Origin of the sequence: Altererythrobacter sp. B11, from assembly GCF_003569745.1 — a bacterium.
Lineage (GTDB): Bacteria > Pseudomonadota > Alphaproteobacteria > Sphingomonadales > Sphingomonadaceae > Croceibacterium_C.
This window is the reverse complement of sequence record NZ_AP018498.1, coordinates 2,983,235-3,006,312: the sequence shown is the minus strand read 5'-3', so window position 1 is coordinate 3,006,312 and position 23,078 is coordinate 2,983,235. Positions and strand designations below refer to the sequence as shown.

Sequence of the window (23,078 nt, the reverse complement as noted above, 5' to 3'; positions counted from 1 at the left end):
GGGGGGCAGGGGATGCAACCGGCCTCTGTTCTCAATTCCGGGCAGGAGCCGCGCATTTATACACCAGCCGCTCGTTCGGTTGGTCCGGCAATTGCGACACGACCAGCTCCTGCTGCGCGCCAAGCTGCTGTGCGGCCTCCGCGCCGGCCCCGCAGGCGGGGGCCTGGAACTCGCCCCGCGCCTGGCGGGCCGCCGCCATCTCCTCATGCCCGAGAAGATAGCGATCGACGCGATACTCGTGCGTGGCCGGGTCATAGCGGCTGACCGAAACCGCGGCCTCGCCCGAAGGGACGAACACGCGGCTCCATCCCCCTTTCGCCAGACCATATTGTGTGCGCCCGTTGACGCAGCCGTCTGCCGACCATTCCAGCGGCAGGTCATCCGTGGCGGAGGTGGTCACGCGGCTGCGTTCCGGATCGAGCACGCACAGCATCTGCCCGCCCGTGGCGGGGGGCTTGATCGCGCCCTGATCCTCCGCAGCCAGTTCCGCCCGCAGTATCTCCTGCAGCCGGTCCTCTACCTCGTCGAAGCCAGGGCGGGTGAGCCAGGCAATACCGGCACCGATCACAGCCACTGCGATCACGCCGCCGGCGAACTTCACCTGCCGCGCCTCATTCCGCTCGCGCGCGTAGATAAGATAGCCGCCGGCGCCCAGCGCCACGATCAGCAGCAGGCCAGCCAGCGCCATGTGGTTTTCGCGCTCCGCGATGATAGCGAATTCCACCGTTCGCCGGGCCTCGTCACGACGGCGCGCCCGGGCTTCCTCAGCGGCCTGGCTGCGGGCCTGCTCCGCCTGCCGCTCCTGCTCGGCCCGCGCGCGTTCCTGCGCGTCGAGATCGGCCAGGCTGCGGCAGGGCAGGCCGTTGACCTGCGGCGTCACATCATTGGCGCGGAGGAAGGAGAGCAGCTCACGGTTGGACACGGCGAAGAAGAACTCCGCGTCCGCGCTCCCGCTTTCGGCGCCGAAGCTGTTGACGCCGATCACCCGGCCGCATTCGTCCAGCAGTGGCCCGCCGCTGTTGCCGCGCGCAATCGGCGCAGTGTGCAGCAGCGAATCGAATTCGCGCGTCGGGCGCCGGCCGGAAAGAAAGCCGGTGCTGGTGACCGGGGGCTGGGCGCGGAACAGGTCGCTGATGGACAGGCCCTGCGCGCGGTCCACATTCATCGGATAGCCCACCGCCGTCACGGGGCCGCTGCCGGTCGGCGGATTGCCCGAGATGGTCAGGGGGGGAAGGTTCATTGGCTTGGTAGTGGCGATCAGCGCCAGGTCGGTCCGCTTCGATACGGTCACCAGCCGGCCATACATCGCATTCTCGCCGTCTGACGGGACGATGCCGATTGCAAGGTCCGGATTGTCGATCGCATCCTGCACCACATGGGCATTGGTCACGATCCGCTCGGGCGTCACCGCAAAGCCGGTGCCGTGGGAGACGGGAGTTACGTCATCGCCATCGTGCTCCACGATCACGATGCGCACGACCCCGCGCGAGGCGGCTTCTATATCCCCGGGATCGGCCAGGGCCGGCAAAGGGGCAAGCACCGCCGCGGCGACAAGCAGCCGCACGAGCCAAGCAAGGAGTCGGGGCATCTGCGCCATGGCTGCGCCTTCTTGCTGTCTATTGCTTTGAGCGCAAGACGCGGGAAGCATGTCACCCGGAGGCGCGATATCCGATCCATGAAAGGAAATCGGAATGGCCTATCGCATTGCCGGGCTCGACCCCGCCCCGTTCATGCCACTCTTCGCCATGGAGGAGGATGCACTGCATCGCCGCCGCGCCCGCCTTGCGATTGCCGATGCGGATCGCGGTTACCCCTGCCGCGCCAGCCTGAGTGAAGCGCGCCGGGGCGACCGGGTGCTGCTCGTCCACCACATCCATCATGATGTCGAGACGCCCTATCGCGCCGGCTTCGCCATCTATATCCGCGAGGGCGCCGAGCGCGCCGAATTCGTCGATTGCACGCCCCCGGTATTCGAAGGCCGCATTCTTTCGCTGCGGGGGTTCGATCACGAAGGCACGCTGGTGAGTGCGCGGCTCGCCATGCCGGGCGAGGCCGATGAAGCGATCAGGGCGCTGCTGGAGGCGGACGGGCGCATCGCCTATATCGATGCACACAATGCCGCCTATGGATGCTTCGCGGCTCGCATCGAGAGGGACCAGCCGTGATTCTCGCGCAGCAGATCGAGGCGGAAGATGCATGGGCGGCGGTGCTGCGGCGGGACCGAGCCTATGACGGCCGCTTCGTGACCGGCGTTCTCTCTACCGGGATCTATTGCCGGCCGTCCTGCGCGGCGCGCCATCCGCGGCGCGAGAATGTCCGCTTCTTCGCGAATGGCGAATCCGCGCGAGAGGCCGGGCTGCGGCCCTGCCTGCGCTGCCTTCCGGACGACGCGGCGCGCGATGGGCAGGCTGTGCTGGCGGCCATCGCGGCGATCAAGGACGCCGCAACCCCGCCGGCGCTGGTCGATCTCGCGGCCACAGCAGGTTACTCGCCGAGCCACTTCCAGCGCATCTTCAAGCGCGCGACCGGGCTCTCGCCCGCCGAATATTCCCGGGCCTTGCGCCGCGAAAGGGCGGGCGACGCCCTCAGCGGCGGCGATTCGGTGACGGGGGCGCTTTACGAGGCGGGCTATGGCGCGGCATCGCGGTTCTACGCAGATAATAAGGAGCGGATGGGCATGGCGCCATCGGTATGGAAGAACGGCGGACGCGGCGTGGCGATCCACTGGGCAGTGGTGGACACGACGCTCGGGCCGATGCTCGTCGCGGCGACGGAGAAGGGCGTCTGCCGCCTTTCCTTCGGGGAAGGGGAGGCGGAACTGCGCGCCCGCTTCCCCGCCGCGGAGCTGGTTGAGGGAGGCGAGGCCTTCGCCGCGCTGCTCGCCGCCGTCGTTGCCGAAGTGGAGCGGCCCGGCCTTGGCGCCGACATTCCGCTCGACGTGCAGGGCACAGCCTTCCAGGAGAAGGTATGGCGCGAATTGCGGCGTATCCCACCGGGGGAGACGCGCAGCTATGCCGAAATCGCGGCCGCCGCGGGCAATCCCGGTGCGGTGCGGGCGGCGGGCAGCGCCAATGGAGCCAACCATGTCTCCGTGCTGATCCCCTGCCACCGGGTGATCCGTTCCGACGGCTCGCTGGGCGGCTATGCCTGGGGGCTGGAGATCAAGCGCGAACTGCTGGCGCGGGAGCGCAAGGGCTGATCGCGCGGCGGGCCGCTACACGAAGCTGTAGGGGTCGATATCCACGCCCACCCGCACGCCCTGCGGGAAGCTGAGCGCGCCCAGCCATTCGCGGATCACCTTCTGCACTTCCGCGCTGCGCCGGGCATTCAGCAGCAGGCGATAGCGATAGCGGCCGCGCAGCAGTGACATCGGCGCCGGCGCGGGGCCGAGGATCTGCACATCAGGCAGCTGCGGACGGGTGGCGCCGATGCGGTTGGCCGCCTCACGCGCCTCGGACTCGTCCTCGCTGGAGACGATGATGGCGGCCCAGCGGCCGAAGGGCGGGGCGCCAGCATGGCGGCGCGCTTCGGTCTCGGCTTCGTAGAACGCATCGCGATCCCCTGCGGCGAGGGCGGCGATCACCGGCGCGTCGGGGTGGCGCGTCTGGATCAGCACTTCGCCCGGCTTGGCGCCGCGTCCGGCCCGGCCCGCCACCTGCGCTACCTGCTGATAGGTCCGCTCCGCCGCCCGCAGATCGCCGCCTTCCAGCCCGAGATCGGCGTCCACCACGCCCACCAGCGTCAGTTCGGGAAAGTGGAACCCCTTGGTGACCAACTGCGTGCCCACGATCACATCGATTGCCCCGGCCTCCGCCTGCGCGACGAAAGCCGCGGCTTTTTCCGGCGAATTGAGCGTGTCGGAGGTCGCCACGGCCACCCGCGCGTCGGGCAGGATCTCGGCCACTTCATCCGCGATCCGCTCCACGCCCGGCCCGCAAGCGACCAGGCAATCGGGTTCGCCGCATTCGGGGCAGCGGTCGGGCGTTTCGGCCTGATGCCCGCAATGGTGGCAGGCGAGGCGGCGGCTGAGGCGGTGCTCCACCAGCCAGGCGCTGCAGTTGGGGCACTGGAAGCGATAGCCGCAATGCCGGCACAGCGTCAGCGGCGCATAGCCCCGGCGGTTGAGGAACAGCAGCGACTGTTCGCCGCGCTCAAGCCGCGCGAACAATTCGCGCGCCAGCCGCGGCGCCAGCCAGCGGCCGCGCTCGGGCTGTTCCTCGGTGAGGTTGACCGTCTCGATCTTCGGCATGCTCGCGCCGCCAAAGCGGCTGGGCAACACCAGCCGTTCATAGATGCCCGCTTCCGCCATCTGCAGGCTTTCGAGGGCGGGGGTGGCGCTGGCGAGGATCACCGGAATGTGTTCGAACCGCGCACGCATCACCGCCACGTCGCGCGCGTTATAACGCACGCCTTCGTCCTGCTTGAAGCTCACCTCATGCGCTTCATCCACCACGATGAGGCCGAGCTGGCCATAGGGCAGGAACAGCGCCGAACGCGCGCCCACCACCACCTGTGCCGCTCCGCTTGCGATCGCCCGCCAGGCCCGCCGCCGCTCGGTGGACTTGAGCGAGGAATGCCACACAACCGGCGGCGCGCCGAAGCGCTCCTCGAACCGTCGCAGGAAGGCTTCGGTGAGCGCGATTTCGGGCAGCAGCACCAGCGTCTGCCGCCCGTTCCGCAGAGATTCGGCAATGGCTTCGAAATAGGTTTCCGTCTTGCCGGAGCCGGTCACGCCGTCGAGCAGGAAGGGCGCGAAGCCCCCGTCGCGCGTCGCCGCCACGAAGCGGCTGGCCACCTCGGCCTGCTCGGCGCTCAGCTCCGGTTCGGAGAAGCTCGCGCCGGCGCGGGGGTAGGGGCGATCGCAATCCACCTCCACCGGCTCCAGCGCGCCCTGGTTCACCAACCCGCGCAGGACGCCCTCGCTCACGCCGGCGATTGCCGCCAGTTCGCGCAGCGTCGCCTGCTCCCCCTCCAGCGCAGCCAGCGCAAGCTCTCGCTTTGGCGTCATTCGCTCCGGCAATCCGCCCGAGAGGCGATATTCGGTCATGGTCGCGGGGCCCTTCAACGCCCCGCCGCTCGACAGCACCATCCGCGCCACTGCCGAAAGCGGCGCGCAATAATAGTCTGCTGTCCATTCGATCAGCCGCCGCAATTCGGCACGCAGCGGCGGCACGGGCAGCCGGCCCAGCAGCGGGCGCAGCCGCGCATCGGGAACGGGGTCGCCCGGCAGGCGTCCATCGTCCCAGACGATACCGACGATCTGGCGCGGGCCCAGCGGCGCCACCACCACCGACCCGGGCACGACATCCATGCCGTCCGGCACGCGATAGTCGAGCGCGCCGAGCGCGGCGTTGAAGATGAGAAGTCGGACGCGGTTCATGGATGCCTGCCTATATGGGCTTGGCAGCGCCCGCGCAGCAAGGACCGCGCGCCAAAGAGGAGCAAGGAAATGTGGGGAGAGACGAATATGACGGGGCCGGTCCGCCGGAGGGGCTTCCTCGCCGCCCTCGGGGCGGGCAGCGTCCTCGCCTTGTCGGGCTGCGCCACCTATGGCGGGGGCATCAGCCTGACGGAGGCGGTGCGGCGCCTGCTGGTGCTGTCGAGCGAACGGGCCTTCACCCGCCTGACTGCACCCGGGGGCTATTGGGACGAGTCGGTCGCCCGGCTGGGGCTCGACGAGTTTCTCGGCGCGCGCGGTGATGTGCTGTCGCGGATACTCACTTCCGCGCTGTTCAAATCGCGCCTGGAAGATGCAGTGGCGGAAATCGCCGTGGACGCATCCTATCGCGCCGCGCCGGTGGTGACGGACACGGTGCGCGCGATCGGCATTACCAACGCGGTGGCGCTGGTGCGCGGCGGCCCCACGGCGGCCACCGCCTTCCTGCGGCAGGAGATGGGCATGCGCCTGATCGACGCCATGGTTCCTGAAGTCGGCGATGCGCTGCGCGTGGCGGACGATCCGCTGGTCGGCCAGCTGCTGGCCGGCCTCACCGGCGTGGATGTGGCGGGGGTCGCGCGCGGCTTCGCCGGAGAGGTGGAGGAGGTGATCTGGCAGGAGATCGGGCGGGAAGAGGCGGCGATCCGTGCCGATCCTGCTGCCACGCGTGATCCGCTGCTCACCGCAGTATTCGGGGCCGGAGCGGCCTTGTGAGCTGCCCCACGTGTGAGGGGTGGCCCCCGGCAGCAGCGGAACCTATAGCCGCACACGAGATTCGCACCGACCGGAGCAGTAGATGAAATTCTTCGCCGACACCGCCGAAATTGCCGACATCAAGGAACTGGCCGAAGCGGGCTTGCTCGATGGCGTTACCACCAATCCTTCGCTGATCCACAAGTCCGGACGGAACTTCATGGAAGTGACGAAGGAAATCTGTGCCCTCACCGATGGGCCGGTGAGCGCCGAAGTGGTCGCGCTGGACCATGGGACGATGATGAAAGAGGCCGAAGTCCTGCGCAAGATCGCGGACAATGTGTGCATCAAGGTGCCGCTGACGATCGACGGCCTGAAGACCTGCAAGGCGCTGACGGACGATGGCACGATGGTGAACGTCACCCTGTGCTTCTCCGCCAATCAGGCGCTGCTCGCCGCCAAGGCCGGGGCCACTTTCGTGTCCCCCTTCGTCGGCCGGCATGACGACAATGGCTTCGATGGCATGGATCTGATCCGCGACATCCGCCTGATCTACGACAATTACGCCTTCGAAACGCAGATCCTCGTCGCCAGCGTGCGCCATGCCACCCATGTGCTGGAAAGCGCCCGCATCGGCGCCGATGTCGCCACCATGCCGCCGGCCGTCATCAAGAGCCTGGTGAAGCATGTGCTGACGGACAAGGGCATCGACGGCTTCCTGGCCGATTGGGCCAAGACCGGGCAGACCATCGGCTAAGGCACGACTTGGCAGAAGAAACGCCTCTCGACCGGTTCCGGCATGCGCTGACCGGCGCCGCGCGCGCGATTTCCCATGATGCGGAAGTCGATGTGTCGTGGTCGCCGGACGGGCCGGGCATGCAGGGTGACGCGATCCGCGTCCCCATGCCGCCGCGCAGCCTGCCGCCCGAACAGGCGCGGGAAGCGCGCGGCTTTGCCGATTCCTATGCCTTGCGGCTGCGCCACCACAATGAGGGGCTGCATCGTCGCAACATGCCGGCCGAGCCGGGCGCACGCGCCTGCTACGATGCGATCGAGCAGGTCCGTTACGAGGCGCTGGGCGAGAACAATTACGCGGGCATGCGCGCCAATCTGGATGCGGCGCTGGAAATGCGCATGCGCTCCGATCCCATCGCCCGTGCCGCCAGTGCGGACGAGGTGCCGATCGAGACCGCTCTGGCGCTGATGCTGCGCGAGAATTTGACGGGGCAGCCGATCCCGCAGGCCGCGCGGCCGGGCGTGGAGATGCTGCGCGAATTCATCGAAAGCCGCACCGGCGACGATTTCGAGCGGCTGTCCGAATCGCTCACCGACCAGCGCGCCTTCCAGTCGCTGTCGCTCGACATGCTGCGCCATCTCGAACTCGTCCGCGCCGAAGAGGTGGACGAGCCGGCGACGGACGATTCGGGCGAGGAGCAGGAAGGCCCGGACGAGCAGCAGAGCGACGAGAGCGAAGACCAGCGCAGCGATCAGGAAACGCGCAGCGAGCAGACCTCCTCCGAAAGCGGTGAAGGGGAAGGCGACGAGGATTCGCAGCAGGAGATCGAGCAGGATCAGGAGATGACCGAGGGGGACATCGGCGACGAGGGCGAGGAGGGCATGATGCCCGTGCGCCCGAACCGCCCGTGGACCGACCTGCCCGACAGCTTCGACTACAAGGTGTTCACCGAGGAATTCGATGAGGTCGTGGAGGCGCAGGAACTCTGCGACCAGGACGAACTCGCCCGCCTGCGCGCCTATCTCGACAGTCAGCTCACGGGGCTGCAGGGCATCGTCACGCGCCTCGCCAACCGCCTGCAGCGGCGGCTGATGGCGCAGCAGAACCGCAGCTGGGATTTCGACCAGGAAGAAGGCCTGCTGGATGCCGCGCGGCTCGCCCGCGTGATCGTCAGCCCCGGCCATTCGCTGTCCTACAAGGTCGAGCATGAGCAGGATTTCAAGGACACCGTCGTCACCCTGCTGATCGACAATTCAGGCTCCATGCGCGGCCGGCCGATCTCCATCGCGGCGATCAGCGCGGACATCATGGCCCGCACGCTGGAACGCTGCGGCGTGAAGGTGGAGATCCTCGGCTTCACCACCCGCGCCTGGAAAGGCGGGCAGAGCCGCGAGAAATGGCTGGCGGGGGGCCGCCCGGCGAGTCCCGGCCGGCTCAACGACCTGCGCCACATCATCTACAAGAAGGCGGACGAGCCGATGCGCCGCGCGCGGCGCAATCTCGGCCTGATGATGCGCGAGGGGCTGCTCAAGGAAAATATCGACGGGGAAGCGCTGCTGTGGGCGCACAGCCGCCTGCTTGCCCGGGCGGAAGACCGCCGCATCCTGATGGTGATCTCCGACGGCGCCCCGGTGGACGACAGCACGCTGAGCGTGAACAACGCGGGCTATCTCGAAACCCATCTGCGCAAGGTGATCGACTGGATCGAGCGGCAGAGCCCTGTCCAGCTGGTCGCCATCGGTATCGGCCATGACGTGACCCGTTATTACAAGCGCGCCGTCACCATCATGGACGTAGAGCAACTCGGCGGCACGATCATCGAACAGCTGGCGGATCTGTTCGAGGTGGAGTGACGCTGGGCGGGTATATCCTGCCCTTGTCGAAGGGTGCGCACGCACCTATCCCCCGCGCCATGAACGACGCCCCGCTCCAGCTCTTCAACAGCCTCACCCGCAAGCTCGAAACCTTCGAGCCGGTTCATCCCGGTGAGGCGCGGGTCTATTCGTGCGGGCCGACGGTCTATAATTATCCGCATATCGGCAATATGCGCGCCTATGTCTTCGCTGACGTGCTCGGCCGCACGCTCAGCTGGAAGGGCTACCGGCTGACCCATGTGATCAACATCACCGACGTCGGCCACCTCACCGACGATGCCGATGCGGGCGAGGACAAGATGGAGAAGATGGCGGCCGCGAAGGCGCAGTCCATCTGGGATATCGCCCGCCATTATACGGAAGCCTATTGGGCCGATGTGAAGGCGCTCAACATCCGCGAGCCGGCCGAATGGTCGATCGCCACCAATTACATCGAACAGATGATCGACTTCGCGAAGCAGATCGCGCCGCGGCACTGCTATGAACTCGACAGCGGGCTCTATTTCGACGTTTCCACCGTGGATGATTACGGCCGGCTTGCCCGTGCGGTGACGGAAGAGGGGGAAGGGCGGATCGAGGCCGTGGCCGGCAAGCGCAATGCCGCGGATTTCGCCATCTGGCGCAAGACCCCGCCGGGCGAGACGCGGCAGATGGAATGGGATTCGCCCTGGGGCAAGGGTGCGCCCGGCTGGCATCTCGAATGTTCGGTGATGAGCGGCCAGTTGCTGGGCTTTCCCTTCGACATCCACACTGGCGGGATCGACCATCGCGAGATCCACCATCCGAACGAGATCGCGCAGAACCAGGCCTTCTGCTGCACCAACGGGCTGTCCGTGCCGGCCAATTCCGGCGCGCGGATCTGGATGCACAACAATTTCCTGGTCGATCGCACCGGCAAGATGAGCAAGAGCGCGGGCGAGTTCCTGCGCCTGCAATTGCTGATCGACTGGGGCTATCATCCACTGGCCTACCGCCTGATGTGCCTGCAGGCGCACTATCGCAGCGAACTGGAATTCAGCTGGGACGGGCTGGCGGCGGCGCTGACCCGGCTCAAGCGCATGGTCATGGCGGCGGAGCGGCTTACCGATGCGGGGGAGGGCGATCCCGACCATCCCAAATTCGCGCCGCTGCTGGCGAAGTTCGATGCCGCGATCAGCGACGATCTCAACACCGCCATCGCCCTGACCGCGCTGGAAGAGGTGCTGGCGATGAAGAAGGTCGATGCCGGGGTGAAGCGCGCGGTGGTGGCGAAGATGGATGCGGTGCTGGGGCTCGGCCTGCTCGACCTTGCGCGCGCGGATCTGCGCCTGCGGCCGAAAGCTGCGGTCATCACCGAAGCCGACATCGACGCCGCGCTTGCCCGCCGCAAGGGGGCGCGGGCGGAGAAGGATTTCGCCGCCTCCGATGCGATCCGTGACGAGCTGGCGGCGCAGGGCGTCGAAGTGATGGACGGCGATCCGCTCGGCTGGGAATGGAAGCTGGGCTGAGGCCCGGCGCGCGGTCAGGAGGGGATGGAATGACGATCGCCGTGCTGCCCGAAAGCTTGCGCCCGCTGGTGGAGCAGCGCCTGCCCGAATGGCTGGAGCCCCGCTGGTGGCGCGATCCGGAGATGCTGGTGGAGCTCGCCCCACAGGCCGAGATCGGCTGGTTCGACCTGCACGAGAAGGCCGCTGCCCTGCGCGGGGTGGAGCTGGCGCGGGGCCTGCGCTGGCTCAACAGCTCCTATGCCGGGGTGGACTGGATGCCGCTGGCCGACTTTGCGCGGCGGGGCGTCGCCGTCACCTGCGGATCGGGCCTTACCTCCGGGCAGGTGGCGGAATTCGCGGTGATGACCATGCTGGCCATCGCCAAGGATTATCGCGCCGTGGTGCAGGCGCAGGCGCGGCACGAATGGCTGGCCGTGCCGCCCGCCGTCCGCGATCTGGCGGGCAGCCGGGCGCTGATCCTCGGCCATGGGGCGATCGGGCAGGCGATTGGCCGCGCGCTGCAGGGTTTCGGCGTGGAGGTTGTGCCGGTGCGCAGCCGCGCCGGCGAAGGTGCGCTCGGCCCCGACGACTGGCGCGGGGCGCTCGGCAGCTTCGACTGGATCGTGCTGGCCTTGCCGGGAACGCCGGGCACGCGCGGCACGATCGGCGCGGCGGAACTGGCGGCCATGCATCCCCAAGCGGTGCTGGTGAATTTCGCCCGCGCCGATGTGGTGGACCAGCCCGCGCTGGTCGAGGCGCTCAGCACAGGGCGCATCCACGCTGCCGTGCTGGACCTCACCGATCCCGAGCCGCTGCCGGCCGACCATCCGCTGTGGCAGCTGGAAAATGCGCATATCACCATGCATCTGTCCGGCATTCCCACTCCGGCGAGCCAGGCGCGCGCGGCCGAGCGCTTCCTGCGCAATTGCGCGCGGTTCCGGGCCGGCGAACTGCTGGAAGCGCAGGTGGAGCTGGGCCGCGGATACTGAGGGGCGCCCCCTTCACCCTTCCTCCACCACCAGCACCTCGCAGGTAATCACCAGCAGCGGCGGCTCGAGATGATGGTCCACCTCGGTCACCGCCGCATCGGCCACCAGCTGGCCGGGCAGGGCGAATTCATGCTCGGGCAGGAAGGCGATGAAATTCTCCCCCGCCTGCACTGCCTCCGACCCGGCGAATTGCAGCGTCAGGCGATGCCGCGCCCCGGCGAAGGTGATGCTTGCCCAGCTATTCTCGCTGTGGCGCACCAGCCGCGCCTTGCCTTGCGCGAGCGCCAGCACCGCATCGCGCAGTCGTTCGCCCGGCGCGCGGCGGAATGGCCGCGGCAGGCCGTTCGCGAAGGTCAGATCAGAATACATCGCCTTTTCCCCAATAAATGTTCATGAAATGTTCCACCCGTTTTTCCGTATGCGGGCGCGGCGTCCGGCCGTTGCGGAGGTCGAGCACGAAACGCGGATCATGCGTTGCCATCCGGCCGAAGCGGGTGGCCGTCATGCCGGTGTGGCGCAGGAAAACCTCGATCTTGCGGATGAGCATGGCCTGTCCTCTGCTGAACCCGTAGCGGGCGAATCGACAGGGAATCAGTTCGCGCGGGAAATCCTACTTGTCTAGGAAAAATCCTACGTGTAGGAAGAATGCGTGATCACATCGCAGGAAATCCGCCATGTCCGCGCGTGAAAAACTTGCTGCTCTGGCGCGGGAGCGGGGCAGCAGCCTGGCTGCCCTCTCTCGTATGTTGGGGCGCAATTCCAGCTATTTGCAGCAATATATCACCAAAGGCAGCCCGCGAAAGCTGGAGGAGGAGGATCGTCGGCATCTCGCCCGCTTCTTCGGCGTGGCCGAATCGGAACTCGGCGGTTCGGAGGAAATGTCCTACGCCGAGACAGGCGAATGGGTGGAAGTGCCGCGGCTGCCGCTCGACGCCTCGGCCGGGCCCGGCGCCTTGGGAGCGGAGGAAATTCCCTTCGACGCCTTCCGCTTCTCGCGCCGCTGGCTGCGCGAACAGGGGTTGGACCCGGCCATGCTGTCCTCGATCCGTGTGATGGGCGATTCGATGGACCCCCTGCTGCGCGATGGCGACGAGATCCTGGTGGACCGCACCCCGCGCCCTTTCCGCGAAGGTGTGCACGTGCTGCGCATGGGCGAGGTACTGCATGTGAAGCGCGTCCAGTCCGGCGCCCCCGGCACGCTGCGCCTGATCAGCGCGAACGAGGCCTATGATCCGATTGAAGTGGGTTTGGACGAGGTCGATCTGGTGGGGCGCGTGGTGTGGAAGAGCGGGCGGTTGTAGGGGTTGATGGCCCAGTCAAACCCCATCGTCATCCCAGCGAAAGCTGGGATCGCTGGCCTCTTGGTATAAGCTTTCCGATGAGCGGCTGGACCTACATCCTCACCAACAAGCCTCATGGCGTGCTGTACATCGGCGTCACGGCCGATCTGGCCGCGCGAATGATGCAGCACCGAGCGGGCACCGGCTCGGCTTTCTGCCGCCGCTATGGCCTGAGGCAGTTGGTGTTGGCGGAAGAGCATACCGACATCGCCACAGCGATCGCCCGCGAGAAAGCCCTGAAGGCCTGGAAGCGGGCGTGGAAGATCGAATTGATCGAGCGCAGCAATCCGGAATGGCGCGATCTGTTCGAGGTGCTGCTCGCGTGAAGCGGGTGGATCTGCCGGGCCGATAGCGATCCCAGCTTTCGCTGGGATGACGAGAGGGTGCTGGCGATCCCGCCGCTGCCTCGCCAAACAATCCAACACATTTTCCTACACCGCCACCTCTGTGCCTTCTTCCACCAATGCGCAAAAACCCCGCCCAACCTTCTGTAACCCCGACAAAACACCCCGTCCTGCTGCCCCAGGATTTTCTGCCATGAACCCTGTTCCAGCGTGTTCCAGGCCTGGCTTGCAATCGGCGGATCGTGCCGCCACTTTCGGGGGCATGACAGCCACTCAGGACAGCCGGCAGGAGGCGCCGTTGCGCGCCGCGATCATTCCCGTCACCGCGTTCCAGCAGAACTGCTCGCTGGTATGGTGCAGCAGGACGATGCGGGGCGCGCTGATCGATCCCGGGGGTGATCTCGACAAGCTGAAGGACGCGGTTGAGCGGGCGGGGGTGACGCTGGAGAAGATCCTGCTCACCCATGGTCATGCCGATCATTGCGGGCAGGCGGGGATGCTGGCGGCCGAACTGGCGCTGCCGATCGAAGGCCCGCATGAGGATGATCGGTTCTGGATTTCGCGGCTGGAGGACGACGGGCCGCGGTTCCAGATGCACACCAAAGTGTTCGAACCGACACGCTGGCTGGAGGATGGCGACACCGTGTCCTTCGGCGAGGTGGAACTGGAAGTGATTCACTGCCCCGGTCACACGCCGGGCCATGTGGTGTTCTTTCATCGCCCCACGCGCTTCGCCTTCGTGGGGGACGTGCTGTTTCAGGGCTCGATCGGGCGCACCGATTTCCCCATGGGCAACCACCAGGATCTGCTGGATGCGATCACGGGCAAGCTGTGGCCGCTGGGCGATGATGTCACCTTCGTGCCGGGGCATGGCCCGCACAGCACCTTCGGGCAGGAAAGGCGTAGCAATCCCTATGTCGGCGATGCTGCGATCGCGGCAGGGAAGTGATGCCGGATGCCTTGCGCATGGCTGAAAAATCGCTATAGCGCGCGCCTTCGCCGCATGGTTGCACCTGCCGCCACTGCCCTTGCCTATGCAAGGTGCATGGCCTAGGGCGACCGCAAAAGACGACAAGATTTCAAGGAACAGGTGCCTCAATGGCTGTCCCTAAAAGAAAAGTATCGCCGCATCGCCGGGGCAACCGCCGGTCGCATGATTCGCTGAAGGTCGAGGCATTCCATGAATGTTCGAACTGCGGGGAACTGAAGCGTCCGCATAACCTTTGCAATCATTGCGGCCATTACAACGGGCGCGAGATCGTCTCGGTCGGGCTCTAAGCCCTCTGGTCAAGGAATGAACGCATGAGCCTGCCGCGTATCGCTGTGGATGCGATGGGCGGCGATGAGGGCGTGCGCGTGATGATCTCGGGCGCGGCGCTCGCGCGCCGTCGCCATGAACAGTTCAAATTCCTGCTGGTGGGTGACCAGGCACGCATCGAACGCGCGCTGGAAAGTCACCCGAACATGCGCGAGGCGTCTGAAATCCTCCATTGCGAGGATGTCGTGGGCGGGGATGAACGCCCCACCCAGGCGCTGCGCCGCGCAAAGACCACGTCCATGGGGCTGGCGATCAATGCGGTAAAGCGCGGCGATGCCGGCGCCGCGGTGAGCGCGGGCAATACCGGCGCGCTGATGGCGATGAGCAAGCTCGCCCTGCGCACCATGCCGGGCATCGATCGCCCGGCGCTGGCGGCGCTGATGCCCACGCTGGGCGAGAATGACGTGATCATGCTCGATCTCGGCGCCAACACCGAATGCGACGCGCGCAATCTGGTGCAGTTTTCCATCATGGGCGCGGCCTATGCGCGCATCGTCACCGGGCGCGAGGCGCCGCGAGTGCGGCTGCTGAACATCGGGACGGAAGAGATCAAGGGCACTGACCGGCTGCAGGACGCCGCGCAGATGCTGCGTGCAGCGCACGGCCTTTCGCTGAGCTTCGAAGGCTTCGTGGAAGCCGACAAGATCAACCGCGGCGATGTGGACGTGGTGGTGACCGATGGCTTCTCCGGCAATATCGCCTTGAAGGCGATCGAGGGATCGGCCCGCTTCGTTACCGACCTGTTGAAGGATGCCTTCCGCAGCTCGCTCCGGTCCAAGATCGGTTTCCTGATTTCACGGCCGGCCACCGAACTGCTGCGCCATCATCTCGATCCCAACAATCACAACGGCGCGGTCTTCCTCGGCCTCAACGGCGTGGTGGTGAAATCGCACGGCAGTGCCACCGCCGGGGGCGTCGCCAATGCGGTGGCGGTCGCGGCGCGGCTGCTGGAGGAAAGTCTTACGGAGCGCATTACCGCCGACCTTGCCGAACTGGGTGAGGAGCGACTGCGCGAGAACGGAATGGTCGGGGCCGGCAAGTGATTCGCAGCGTCTTGAAGGGGGCGGGCTCTGCCTTGCCGAAACGCGCCGTCTCCAATGCGGAGCTGGCGAAGACGGTGGACACCAGCGACGAGTGGATTCGCGAGCGGACCGGCATCACCAATCGCTATATCGCGGGGGAGGGTGAGACCACCGGCTCGCTCGCCACCGCTGCGGCGCGGGCTGCACTGGCAGATGCGGGAATCGACGCGGGCGAGGTCGATCTGATCGTGCTCGCCACCGCGACGCCCGATAGCACCTTTCCCGCTACGGCCACGCAGGTACAGGCGGCGCTCGGCTGCCACGGCGCGGCCTTCGATGTGGCAGCCGTATGTTCCGGCTTCCTTTATGCGCTGGCGACGGCCGATGCCATGCTGCGCACCGGCCTTGCGCGGACGGCGCTGGTCATCGGGGCGGAAACGTTCAGCCGCATCCTCGACTGGGAGGATCGCACCACTTGCGTGCTGTTCGGCGATGGCGCGGGTGCCTTCGTACTGCGGGCGGAGGATGTGACGGAGGACGGGCCGGGCGTGCTTGCCAGCCGGCTCCACGCCGATGGCCAGCATCGCGAACTGCTTTACGTCGATGGCGGTCCGTCCACCACCGGAACGGTCGGCAAGGTGCGGATGAAGGGACGGGAGGTGTTTCGCCACGCCGTCGTCAATCTGGCGCAGGTTCTCGAAGAGGTGCTGGAAGCGACCGGTACTGCCGCGGAAGATGTGGACTGGGTGGTGCCGCACCAGGCCAATCTGCGCATCCTCGATGCCACCGCGCGCAAGCTCGGCTTGCCGGCGGAAAAGGTCGTCGTCACCGTGGATCGCCACGCCAACACCTCGGCCGCCTCGGTCCCGCTGGCTTTCGACGTCGCCCGGCGCGATGGACGGATCAAGCCGGGCGATCTGGTGATGCTGGAAGCGATGGGCGGCGGCTTCACCTGGGGGGCAAGCCTGTTGCGCGTCTGACGGCCAGGCGATTTCCGCGGGTGCGCTTGCCAAAGCGGCGCAAATCCGCCATTCGTGCCCGCGGGTTGTTCATGCACTTATGAGAGGGGGCGCATTTCTATGATGCGATCCGTGGGAACACTCACCCGCGCTGACCTGGCTGAAGCAGTGAACCGCAAGATGGGCCTTTCGCGCGCCGAAAGCCTGCACCTTGTCGAGTCGATTCTCGAGAAGATGTGCGATGCGATGAGCGACGGCGAGAATGTGAAGATTTCGGGCTTCGGCAGCTTTGTGCTGCGCGACAAGAAGGAACGCGTCGGCCGCAACCCCAAGACCGGGGTGGAAGTGCCGATCACCCCGCGCCGGGTGCTGACCTTCCGCGCCAGCCAGAAGCTGAAGGACCGCGTGGCCGGGGCCTGACGGCGTGAGTGACGAGCCCCGCCAGCTGCGTTTCGACGACGGGAAGGATCCGCAGGCGCTGCGCACCATCGGGGAGGTGGCCGCCGCGCTGGGGATCAAGCAGCATGTTCTCCGCTATTGGGAACAGCAGTTTCCCGCGCTCCGCCCGCTGAAGCGCAGCGGCGGCCGCCGCTACTACCGGACGGAGGATGTGGAGTTGCTCTCCACCATCGACCGGCTGGTCAATCGCGAAGGCTATACGCTGAAAGGCGCGCGCCAGCTGCTCGATCAGGGGAAGGAAGGCGCCGCCGTTGGCGAGGGGCAGGAACACCGCCGTGCGCCGCAGTTCTCTGCCGCAACCGGGGACGTGTTGCCGCAATTGCAGGCGATTCGCGCGCGACTATCCAGCGCATTGTCCTGAGCCGTCAGGCGTCAGGAGCGCAGTCGCTCCGGCCCTAGTTCTGGATCGAGATCGCGCGGGCGGGCGAAGTGGACCAGCCGCCCGCAACCGGGCGCGGCATCGGCCCATTGGTCGATATCGAGCTCAAGCACGGCGAAGGTGGCGGTGGGATATTTGCGGGAGGCGGCGACGTACAGCTCGTTTTCCTCATCGCGCGGCACCAGCGTGAAGATCAGATCCTGCAGCCCCGGATTATGCCCGGCGAGCAGCAGCGTCCGCGGATCGCCTTCGACCTTGCGCAGGATGGTGAGCAGCGTGTCGGCGTCGGCGAGGTAGGCTTCGCGTTCCCACTCGATCGGTTGGACAACGCGTGCGGACTCCAGCGTCAGCTTCACCCGTAGCGCGGGGCTGGCGACCAGCCTGTCCCAGCGAACGCCATGCTCGCGGATATGTTCGCCCATCAGCGCCGCGCCACGCCGTCCACGCGCATTGAGCCCGCGATCGAAATCCCGCAGCGAGAGATCTTCCCAGTCCGACTTCGCGTGCCGCAGCAGGCCGAGCAGTTTCACCCTAGTCGCGTTCCTCTTCCCGCACCGCCGGCCGATCGGCCTCGCCCGCCGAGCAAACACCTGCGGCGACGCGTTGTAAAGCCTCGTCGAGAGTCAGCCGCACCACGGGAGTGCCGGGCGGAAAGGCACCGAGCAGGCGCGACGGAAAGGCGGAGGAGAGGACGACGAAATGGCCACTGTCACCCGCGGAGCGGATCAGCCGGCCGAAGGCCTGCGCCAGCCGCGCCCGGATCAGGCGGTCGTCATAGGCAGAGCCGCCATTCGCCGCACGGCGCGCGCGATGCAGGATGCTCGGCTTGGGCCAGGGCACCTGTTCCATCACCACGCAGCGCAGCGAGTGTCCCGGCACGTCCACTCCATCGCGCAGCGCATCGGTGCCGAGCAGGCTGGCCTGGGGATCGTCGCGGAAGATGTCCACCAGCGTGCCGGTGTCGATTGGATCGACATGCTGCGAATAGAGCGGCAAGCCGGCCCGGGCGAGGCGGTCCGCGATGCGGCCATGCACGGCACGCAGCCGCCGGATGGCGGTAAAAAGGCCCAGCACGCCGCCCCCGCTCGCTTCGATAATGCGGCCATAGGCCCCTGCGAGACCCGCCAGATCGCCCTTCTTCACATCGGTGACGATCAGCACCTCGGCGCGGTTAGCATAGTCGAAGGGGCTCTGAGCGCTCGCCAGCATGGGGCGGGTATCTAGATGCATTGCGCCGGATCGGGCGAGGGCGCTGTCCCAATTCTCGCCGCCGTCCACTCGATCGCAGAGCGTTGCACTGGTCAGCATCACGCCGTGAGCGGGTTCGAGCACGACTTGGGCAAAGGGCTTCATCGGGTCGAGGAAGTGGCGGTGCAGGCCGATGTCGTATTCCCGCGCTTCGGCCCGGTCCACGGCCAGCCAATCCACAAAGTCCGGATCGGCCGGCCCGCCCAGACGCCCCAGCAGCGCCTCCCATGCGGCCAGCGTATCCACCCGCCAGGCGAGCGAGTGACGGGCCCCCTCGATCCGCGCGCGACCCTGCCCATCGAGCCAATCGGGCGCATCCTCGATCAGCGCTTCGAGCCGCAGGCCGAGTCGGATCAGCGGCTGGCGAATCTCCGCAAGCGCAGCAGCCGCAGCCTGCGCGCGTTCCACGAAATCGCCTTCCAGCTGCGCCGCCTCCGTCTCCAGCCCATAGCCCGCTTCCTGCCCCCCCGGCCCGTTTGCGCTTTCGTCGCGCGCATAGGTGAGGGCGCGAACAGCGGCGAGCAGCTCTTCGACAGGGCCTGAGGGCACACCTTCAGCAATGCGCTGCAGCCAACCCTCGCGCGGCAAGGCTTCCGCGGCATCGAGCGCGGCGCTGACAGCCCTGCCGCCCGCTTCATCATAGCTCGCCACATCTGCGAGCCGAGCAGCCAGCCCGCGACGGCGCCCGCGCGAGCCCCGCTCCGGCCCCACGATCCAGCGGCGAAGTTCGATCGCTTCCTGCCCCGTGAGGGCGGCAGCAAAGGTGCTGTCGGCCGCTTCAAACACATGGTGGCCTTCGTCGAAGATGATGCGAGTGGGGCGTTGCGCATGATCGCGGCCGCGTGCCGCGTTGATCATCACCAGTGCATGATTGGCGATCACCAGATCGGCCTGCGCACTCGCCCGGGCAGCGCGTTCGATGAAGCATTTGCGGTAGTGGGGACAGCCAGCATAGATGCATTCGCCCCGCTGATCGGTGAGCGAGCGTATCGCGCGGCTGCGAAACAAAGTGCCGAGCCAGCCGGGCAGATCCCCGCCAATCATGTCGCCATCGCTGGAATAGGCTGCCCAGCGCGCGACGAGCTGGGCGAGCACCGCGGCCCTTCCGCCGAAGCCGCCTTGCAATGCATCTTCCAGATTGAGGAGACAGAGATAGTTCTCGCGCCCCTTGCGGATCACCACCGGGCGCGACCCGTCCGGGCGGGCGGCGGGCCATGCGCGCGCGCTCTCCCGGCGAAGCTGCCGCTGCAGGTTCTTGGTATAGGTGCTGACCCACACTGTGCCTTGCGCCTTCTCGGCCCAGAGGGATGCGGGCGCGAGATAGCCGAGTGTCTTGCCAATGCCCGTGCCCGCCTGCGCCACCAGCATATGCGGCGCGCCGCGGCGTGCGCGCGGGGCGAATATCCTGCCCGCGTCCCGTGAATAGCTGCGCTGCCCTTCGCGCCGTTCTGCCCCTTCGCCCGTGAGCCGATCAAGCCGCGCTTCAATCTCAAACTCTTCGATTGCGACCTGGCCTGGCTGAGGCCGTTCGGCCGTCTCTTCCCATTCTGGCAGACGCGAAAAGAGCCATTTCTCGCCTCGCTCCGGCTGGCGAACATGGGGTGCGATGACCTGCGCCCAAGGCCAGCGCAGGCGCGCCAGGGATTGCAGCGCCATCCATGCCCCCTCCCGCTCCGGCCAATCGCTCGCCTCGCAGCGTGCCAACAGTGCCGCTGCGGCCTGCTGCAGCAGCATCGGCACGCCATCGTCGCTTGCCGGTTCTTCCAAGCCTAGCGCGTGGGCGATACCCTTGGGCGTGGGGACGACGAAGCGGGCAGGGTGGACGAAGGCGAACAGCTCCAGCAGGTCCAGCCCGGAGAGATCGGGATAACCGAGACGCGAAGCGACGAGTGGAGCATTCACGATCAGCAAGGGTGTGTCGGCCGCCGCCATCACCGCTTCCCCCTTGCCGATGCCCCGGGTGGCGCCGTCGGCGCTGCGAAGCCAGGTGCCGGCATGGCTGGCATGCAGTGCAGGGAGAGCTAGAGAAGGCATTGCTGCAGCATGAGGATGGGGGAACGAAAAGTAAACACTCGGCTCTCAGCAACAGCTTCGACAATCCACCTGCCGCAACAGCTATTCTGTCCGCCGCATTTACGCCACATTAATTCGCCTACTTATCAGTGATTTGTATGGTTTGCTGAACGGATCGTCAGGGAACTGCCCGGAAGTGTTGCGGATTTTTACCGCACTATGGAACACAATCCGCACCCCGCCCGTCACGCCAGTACCGCGATTGCCGTGGTCCTCGCGTTTACTGCAACCCCGCTGCTGGCGCAGGAAGCTGCGCCGCCGGTGATTCCACCCGTAACGGCCACGGTGGATGCACCGGCAACGACATCCGCTACGCCGCCCCTTACCCAGCCGGAGGCGATCACAGACCCGAGTGCAACGGTCACCACACCGCAGACAGGAGCGGCTGCGTCCCCGCCGTTTAATGCATCGACCGTTACGCCTGCCACTCAGGCACCGACAGTTGTGACGCAGTCCAATCCGGTTGTGCAGCCGGTTCCGGAGCCTAGCACGGAAGCGGTAGAGCCAGCGACGGCGAATGAGGCGACCGCGCCGACCTCGACGAGCGCGGCTCCCGCCCCCGCTGCCCGGAGCGCCCCGGCTGCTGCCGCTGATGCTTCGGCCGCTCCGGTTCGCAGCACCACGCCAATAGACACCGCCGCAGCGGATGCACCGGAAGCAGCTACGCTGCCGGGCGAAACGGCGGATCTTGCGCCGCTGTCCGCACCGTCGGTCCAGCCTGTCGCACAGGCCGCTCCGGAGCCTGCGGCTGCCAATGCGGTTGACGCGGATGGCGGTGACGGCGCTCTCGCGGGGACGATCGGACTGCTGGCCTTGCTCGGCCTTGGCGCGGGCGGGATCGCACTCTTCCGCCGCCGTCGCCGCACTGCGCGTGCAGTGCCGGTCGCAAAGTCTGAGCCGCTGGCACACAATGGCGATGCCGCTCCTCATCCCTACGTCAGCCCGAAGATCGACAACCCGCCCGCAGATACCCCGTTGGCTGGTACAGCGGCGACCGGCGGAGCCACCCGCGGTTGGGCACAAGCCACGCCGCTCCCTGCACGCCGGCCGGTTACGGCCAGCGCCACGGCCGGTGGTCTTGCCAACGCCGGTGCTGCCGTCGTGCTGCCGCGCGATATGCCGGCCAGCTTTGAAGAGCGTGACCGGTTGATAAAGCAGATGGTCGCGGCCAAGCCCGACCGAGCCAACCCGTTCGTTTCGCCGCGCGCTCGTCGCAAGCGGGCTCGCTTGATCCTGCAGTCGCTCGGCCGCAAGTTCCAGAACGGGCATTCGTGGATCGATCTGAGCCAGTACCCCCAGAACTGGCCGACGCTCGCCCGGGGCAGCAGCAGCGTCGCTGCCTGACGGGTTCATCGGCGACAATGTGAAGGGGCGGCCCCGCCGGGGCGCCCCTTTAACATGTGAAGATCATTTCCTCACGTTCGAGCACTGCCAATTGGCCGGATCGTCCGGACTGCCGTTACCTTTATAGCGCGCCACCGCGGGTGAGGCGCAATGCAGGCGAGTGAGGCTACCGTCGGCTTTCTTGCCGATGACGGAATCGGGAGCGGTTCCGCCATTCGCCCAGGAGTCCAGCGTGTCCAGCCACTCCACCTGATCGGCACCGGGGCCGCCACGGCAGTGTTCCACACCCGGCAGCAGGAAGAAACGCATCTGCTCCTCCGCCCTTGGCGCCTTGGCACCTACTGCCTTCGCATATTCTGTCGTTCCTACTGGGCTGGGTCCGGGGTCGTTCTCGCCGTGCCACAGGATCAGCTTGCCCCCACGCCCGAAGAAGGCCGAGAGATCAGGATCGGTGGCTTCATACATTCGGGCGAAGGCGCTGCTGCGCAGCTGCGGGATATCGGTTTGCGGAGAGAGCTTCGCAAAGTTCACTTCGCGGCCGCCGAACAGCAGCGGGGACAGGTTCAGCAGGCCACCGCCCCCGGTCGCATCCGTCCCCTTGCCCTCGGTGCCGACGAACAGGCTCCATCCCGGCTCTCCACCAGGGCTCATCGGGAACATCGCCCACTGGCCATCGGGCGCCCGGATACCACGGTAGATCGTCTGCAATGCAGTGACCTGTGCCGGCGCCAGGCAGCTAGCTGTCTTGGCCCCAGCGCACTGGATTTCGGCGGGATCCCAGCGGCATTGCCCCAGATCTCCGATTAGTCCGTCCGTCAGCCCGTCCTCCGCATCGCAGGCCTTGAGGGCGGCGGTCTGCGCCAGCTTGAGATCGGCGGCGGAAAAGCCAGCGCCTGGCTTCGCGAAGGTGTTGTTGCGCAGGACGGCGCTGGTCTGCACCTGCAGCGAATACACCGGAGCGCCGGCGCTGATCGCGTCGTAATCTTCCGGGAAGCGCTGCGCTTCCATTAGGGCCATGCGGCCGCCGGTGGAGCAGCCCTGGAAATAAGAGCGATCCGGCCTTCGGCCGTAGACCGATGCCACCAGTTGCTTGCCAGCCAGCGTCATTTCGTGAACGGCGCGATAGCTGAAATCGCGGGCCGCCTCGGGGTTTTGAGCAACCCAGCTGTTGTTCCACACATCCGTGCCGGCGTGGCCGCCGTCCGTCTGCAGTGTAGCAAAGCCTTTTTTCAGTCCCTCGCTCGCTGCCATCAGCGTGACATTGCCGGCCCAGCCACCACCGCCGATGCCGAGGACCTTGCCGTTCCAGCGCGCGGGAAGGCGATAGACCACGCCGATGTTCGAGCCTTCGGCGGGATGCAGTGTCGCCGTCACTTCGCAATATCCGGGCAGACCGT

The 23,078-nt window shown here is 66.8% G+C and carries 23 protein-coding genes; 16 read left to right on the top strand and 7 right to left on the bottom strand.

The genetic code is table 11. The features are described from left to right. Positions 1-31: 31 nt before the first annotated feature. The gene (locus AEB_RS14285) at positions 32-1,597 is read right to left on the bottom strand and encodes a S1 family peptidase (RefSeq protein ID WP_331851743.1); all 1,566 of its coding nucleotides are present in this window, start codon (positions 1,595-1,597) and stop codon (positions 32-34) included. A 94-nt stretch (positions 1,598-1,691) separates the two neighbouring features. Here AEB_RS14285 and AEB_RS14280 point away from each other — a divergent pair, with 94 nt between their 5' ends. Next, a complete protein-coding gene (locus AEB_RS14280; RefSeq protein WP_119083739.1) occupies positions 1,692-2,165 on the top strand; it encodes a DUF1203 domain-containing protein in 474 nt (157 codons plus the stop codon). After that, positions 2,129-3,199: a methylated-DNA--[protein]-cysteine S-methyltransferase gene (locus AEB_RS14275; RefSeq protein WP_119083738.1), complete on the top strand. Its 1,071-nt coding sequence runs from the start codon at positions 2,129-2,131 to the stop codon at positions 3,197-3,199. Before AEB_RS14280 ends, AEB_RS14275 begins: the two co-directional genes overlap by 37 nt. Before the next feature lie 15 nt (positions 3,200-3,214). Here the strand turns inward: AEB_RS14275 and AEB_RS14270 are convergent, their stop codons facing one another. After that, on the bottom strand, positions 3,215-5,380 hold the full coding sequence (locus AEB_RS14270) for a primosomal protein N' (RefSeq protein WP_119083737.1): 2,166 nt from the start codon (positions 5,378-5,380) through the stop codon (positions 3,215-3,217). 87 nt (positions 5,381-5,467) lie between these two features. Between AEB_RS14270 and AEB_RS14265 the strand changes: the two genes are divergently transcribed. The 5 genes from AEB_RS14265 (at position 5,468) to AEB_RS14245 (ending at position 11,195) form a co-directional block, all read left to right on the top strand. Further along, positions 5,468-6,151: a DUF4197 domain-containing protein gene (locus AEB_RS14265; protein WP_231958748.1), complete on the top strand. Its 684-nt coding sequence runs from the start codon at positions 5,468-5,470 to the stop codon at positions 6,149-6,151. 82 nt (positions 6,152-6,233) lie between these two features. Next, complete coding sequence (gene fsa / locus AEB_RS14260; RefSeq protein ID WP_119083735.1) at positions 6,234-6,887, top strand: fructose-6-phosphate aldolase; 654 nt, start codon at positions 6,234-6,236, stop codon at positions 6,885-6,887. A gap of 8 nt (positions 6,888-6,895) precedes the next feature. After that, complete coding sequence (cobT, locus tag AEB_RS14255; RefSeq protein ID WP_119083734.1) at positions 6,896-8,719, top strand: cobaltochelatase subunit CobT; 1,824 nt, start codon at positions 6,896-6,898, stop codon at positions 8,717-8,719. A 59-nt stretch (positions 8,720-8,778) separates the two neighbouring features. Then, positions 8,779-10,227, top strand: a complete 1,449-nt coding sequence (cysS, locus tag AEB_RS14250; RefSeq protein ID WP_119083733.1) for a cysteine--tRNA ligase — start codon at positions 8,779-8,781, stop codon at positions 10,225-10,227. Positions 10,228-10,256: 29 nt separating this feature from the next. Continuing rightward, entirely contained in the window at positions 10,257-11,195 is a 939-nt protein-coding gene (locus AEB_RS14245; protein WP_119083732.1) for a D-2-hydroxyacid dehydrogenase, read from the top strand. Between the two features lie 12 nt (positions 11,196-11,207). Here the strand turns inward: AEB_RS14245 and AEB_RS14240 are convergent, their stop codons facing one another. Both AEB_RS14240 and AEB_RS14235 read right to left on the bottom strand, forming a co-directional pair. Further along, the gene (locus AEB_RS14240) at positions 11,208-11,564 is read right to left on the bottom strand and encodes a hypothetical protein (protein ID WP_231958747.1); all 357 of its coding nucleotides are present in this window, start codon (positions 11,562-11,564) and stop codon (positions 11,208-11,210) included. Continuing rightward, positions 11,554-11,742 carry a hypothetical protein gene (locus AEB_RS14235; protein ID WP_119083731.1) on the bottom strand — a complete coding sequence of 63 codons (189 nt, stop codon included), beginning with the start codon at positions 11,740-11,742 and terminating at the stop codon, positions 11,554-11,556. Before AEB_RS14235 ends, AEB_RS14240 begins: the two co-directional genes overlap by 11 nt. Before the next feature lie 127 nt (positions 11,743-11,869). Here AEB_RS14235 and AEB_RS14230 point away from each other — a divergent pair, with 127 nt between their 5' ends. The 8 genes from AEB_RS14230 to AEB_RS14195 all read left to right on the top strand — a co-directional run bounded on the left by AEB_RS14230 (position 11,870) and on the right by AEB_RS14195 (position 16,998). Further along, entirely contained in the window at positions 11,870-12,496 is a 627-nt protein-coding gene (locus AEB_RS14230; RefSeq protein WP_119083730.1) for a LexA family transcriptional regulator, read from the top strand. Positions 12,497-12,573: 77 nt separating this feature from the next. Beyond that, positions 12,574-12,861, top strand: a complete 288-nt coding sequence (locus AEB_RS14225; protein WP_119083729.1) for a GIY-YIG nuclease family protein — start codon at positions 12,574-12,576, stop codon at positions 12,859-12,861. Positions 12,862-13,141: 280 nt separating this feature from the next. Beyond that, positions 13,142-13,828 carry an MBL fold metallo-hydrolase gene (locus AEB_RS14220; protein ID WP_269461547.1) on the top strand — a complete coding sequence of 229 codons (687 nt, stop codon included), beginning with the start codon at positions 13,142-13,144 and terminating at the stop codon, positions 13,826-13,828. Positions 13,829-13,977: 149 nt separating this feature from the next. Next, positions 13,978-14,157, top strand: coding sequence for a 50S ribosomal protein L32 (rpmF, locus tag AEB_RS14215; protein WP_119083728.1), 180 nt, complete (start codon positions 13,978-13,980; stop codon positions 14,155-14,157). 24 nt (positions 14,158-14,181) lie between these two features. Further along, positions 14,182-15,240, top strand: coding sequence for a phosphate acyltransferase PlsX (gene plsX / locus AEB_RS14210; RefSeq protein ID WP_119083727.1), 1,059 nt, complete (start codon positions 14,182-14,184; stop codon positions 15,238-15,240). Beyond that, entirely contained in the window at positions 15,237-16,199 is a 963-nt protein-coding gene (locus tag AEB_RS14205) for a beta-ketoacyl-ACP synthase III (protein ID WP_119083726.1), read from the top strand. The genes plsX and AEB_RS14205 overlap by 4 nt, the downstream gene beginning before the upstream one ends. Positions 16,200-16,301: 102 nt before the next feature. Next, complete coding sequence (locus AEB_RS14200) at positions 16,302-16,598, top strand: integration host factor subunit alpha (RefSeq protein WP_119084651.1); 297 nt, start codon at positions 16,302-16,304, stop codon at positions 16,596-16,598. 4 nt (positions 16,599-16,602) lie between these two features. Continuing rightward, positions 16,603-16,998, top strand: a complete 396-nt coding sequence (locus AEB_RS14195) for a MerR family transcriptional regulator (RefSeq protein WP_231958746.1) — start codon at positions 16,603-16,605, stop codon at positions 16,996-16,998. Positions 16,999-17,009: 11 nt separating this feature from the next. On the opposite strand, the gene AEB_RS14190 is transcribed toward AEB_RS14195, so the two are convergent. Continuing rightward, a complete protein-coding gene (locus AEB_RS14190) occupies positions 17,010-17,546 on the bottom strand; it encodes a SixA phosphatase family protein (RefSeq protein WP_119083725.1) in 537 nt (178 codons plus the stop codon). A 1-nt stretch (position 17,547) separates the two neighbouring features. Then, entirely contained in the window at positions 17,548-20,298 is a 2,751-nt protein-coding gene (locus AEB_RS14185; RefSeq protein ID WP_119083724.1) for an ATP-dependent DNA helicase, read from the bottom strand. Positions 20,299-20,496: 198 nt separating this feature from the next. Here AEB_RS14185 and AEB_RS14180 point away from each other — a divergent pair, with 198 nt between their 5' ends. Next, entirely contained in the window at positions 20,497-21,681 is a 1,185-nt protein-coding gene (locus AEB_RS14180) for a hypothetical protein (protein ID WP_145985314.1), read from the top strand. 63 nt (positions 21,682-21,744) lie between these two features. Here the strand turns inward: AEB_RS14180 and AEB_RS14175 are convergent, their stop codons facing one another. Further along, the gene (locus AEB_RS14175) at positions 21,745-23,055 is read right to left on the bottom strand and encodes a tannase/feruloyl esterase family alpha/beta hydrolase (protein WP_172593109.1); all 1,311 of its coding nucleotides are present in this window, start codon (positions 23,053-23,055) and stop codon (positions 21,745-21,747) included. Positions 23,056-23,078 lie beyond the last annotated feature (23 nt).

Excerpts from the sequence above, each read along its gene's own strand:
- rpmF (WP_119083728.1), top strand. The coding sequence starts at position 13,978 with ATGGCTGTCCCTAAAAGAAAAGTATCGCCGCATCGCCGGGGCAACCGC.
- AEB_RS14200 (WP_119084651.1), top strand. The coding sequence starts at position 16,302 with ATGCGATCCGTGGGAACACTCACCCGCGCTGACCTGGCTGAAGCAGTG.
- AEB_RS14245 (WP_119083732.1), top strand. The coding sequence starts at position 10,257 with ATGACGATCGCCGTGCTGCCCGAAAGCTTGCGCCCGCTGGTGGAGCAG.
- AEB_RS14230 (WP_119083730.1), top strand. The coding sequence starts at position 11,870 with ATGTCCGCGCGTGAAAAACTTGCTGCTCTGGCGCGGGAGCGGGGCAGC.
- plsX (WP_119083727.1), top strand. The coding sequence starts at position 14,182 with ATGAGCCTGCCGCGTATCGCTGTGGATGCGATGGGCGGCGATGAGGGC.
- AEB_RS14285 (WP_331851743.1), bottom strand. The coding sequence starts at position 1,597 with ATGGCGCAGATGCCCCGACTCCTTGCTTGGCTCGTGCGGCTGCTTGTC.
- AEB_RS14185 (WP_119083724.1), bottom strand. The coding sequence starts at position 20,298 with ATGCCTTCTCTAGCTCTCCCTGCACTGCATGCCAGCCATGCCGGCACC.
- AEB_RS14240 (WP_231958747.1), bottom strand. The coding sequence starts at position 11,564 with ATGTATTCTGATCTGACCTTCGCGAACGGCCTGCCGCGGCCATTCCGC.
- AEB_RS14275 (WP_119083738.1), top strand. The coding sequence starts at position 2,129 with ATGCTTCGCGGCTCGCATCGAGAGGGACCAGCCGTGATTCTCGCGCAG.
- AEB_RS14225 (WP_119083729.1), top strand. The coding sequence starts at position 12,574 with ATGAGCGGCTGGACCTACATCCTCACCAACAAGCCTCATGGCGTGCTG.
- AEB_RS14220 (WP_269461547.1), top strand. The coding sequence starts at position 13,142 with ATGACAGCCACTCAGGACAGCCGGCAGGAGGCGCCGTTGCGCGCCGCG.
- AEB_RS14270 (WP_119083737.1), bottom strand. The coding sequence starts at position 5,380 with ATGAACCGCGTCCGACTTCTCATCTTCAACGCCGCGCTCGGCGCGCTC.
- AEB_RS14280 (WP_119083739.1), top strand. The coding sequence starts at position 1,692 with ATGGCCTATCGCATTGCCGGGCTCGACCCCGCCCCGTTCATGCCACTC.
- AEB_RS14235 (WP_119083731.1), bottom strand. The coding sequence starts at position 11,742 with ATGCTCATCCGCAAGATCGAGGTTTTCCTGCGCCACACCGGCATGACG.
- cysS (WP_119083733.1), top strand. The coding sequence starts at position 8,779 with ATGAACGACGCCCCGCTCCAGCTCTTCAACAGCCTCACCCGCAAGCTC.
- AEB_RS14265 (WP_231958748.1), top strand. The coding sequence starts at position 5,468 with ATGACGGGGCCGGTCCGCCGGAGGGGCTTCCTCGCCGCCCTCGGGGCG.
- AEB_RS14180 (WP_145985314.1), top strand. The coding sequence starts at position 20,497 with ATGGAACACAATCCGCACCCCGCCCGTCACGCCAGTACCGCGATTGCC.
- fsa (WP_119083735.1), top strand. The coding sequence starts at position 6,234 with ATGAAATTCTTCGCCGACACCGCCGAAATTGCCGACATCAAGGAACTG.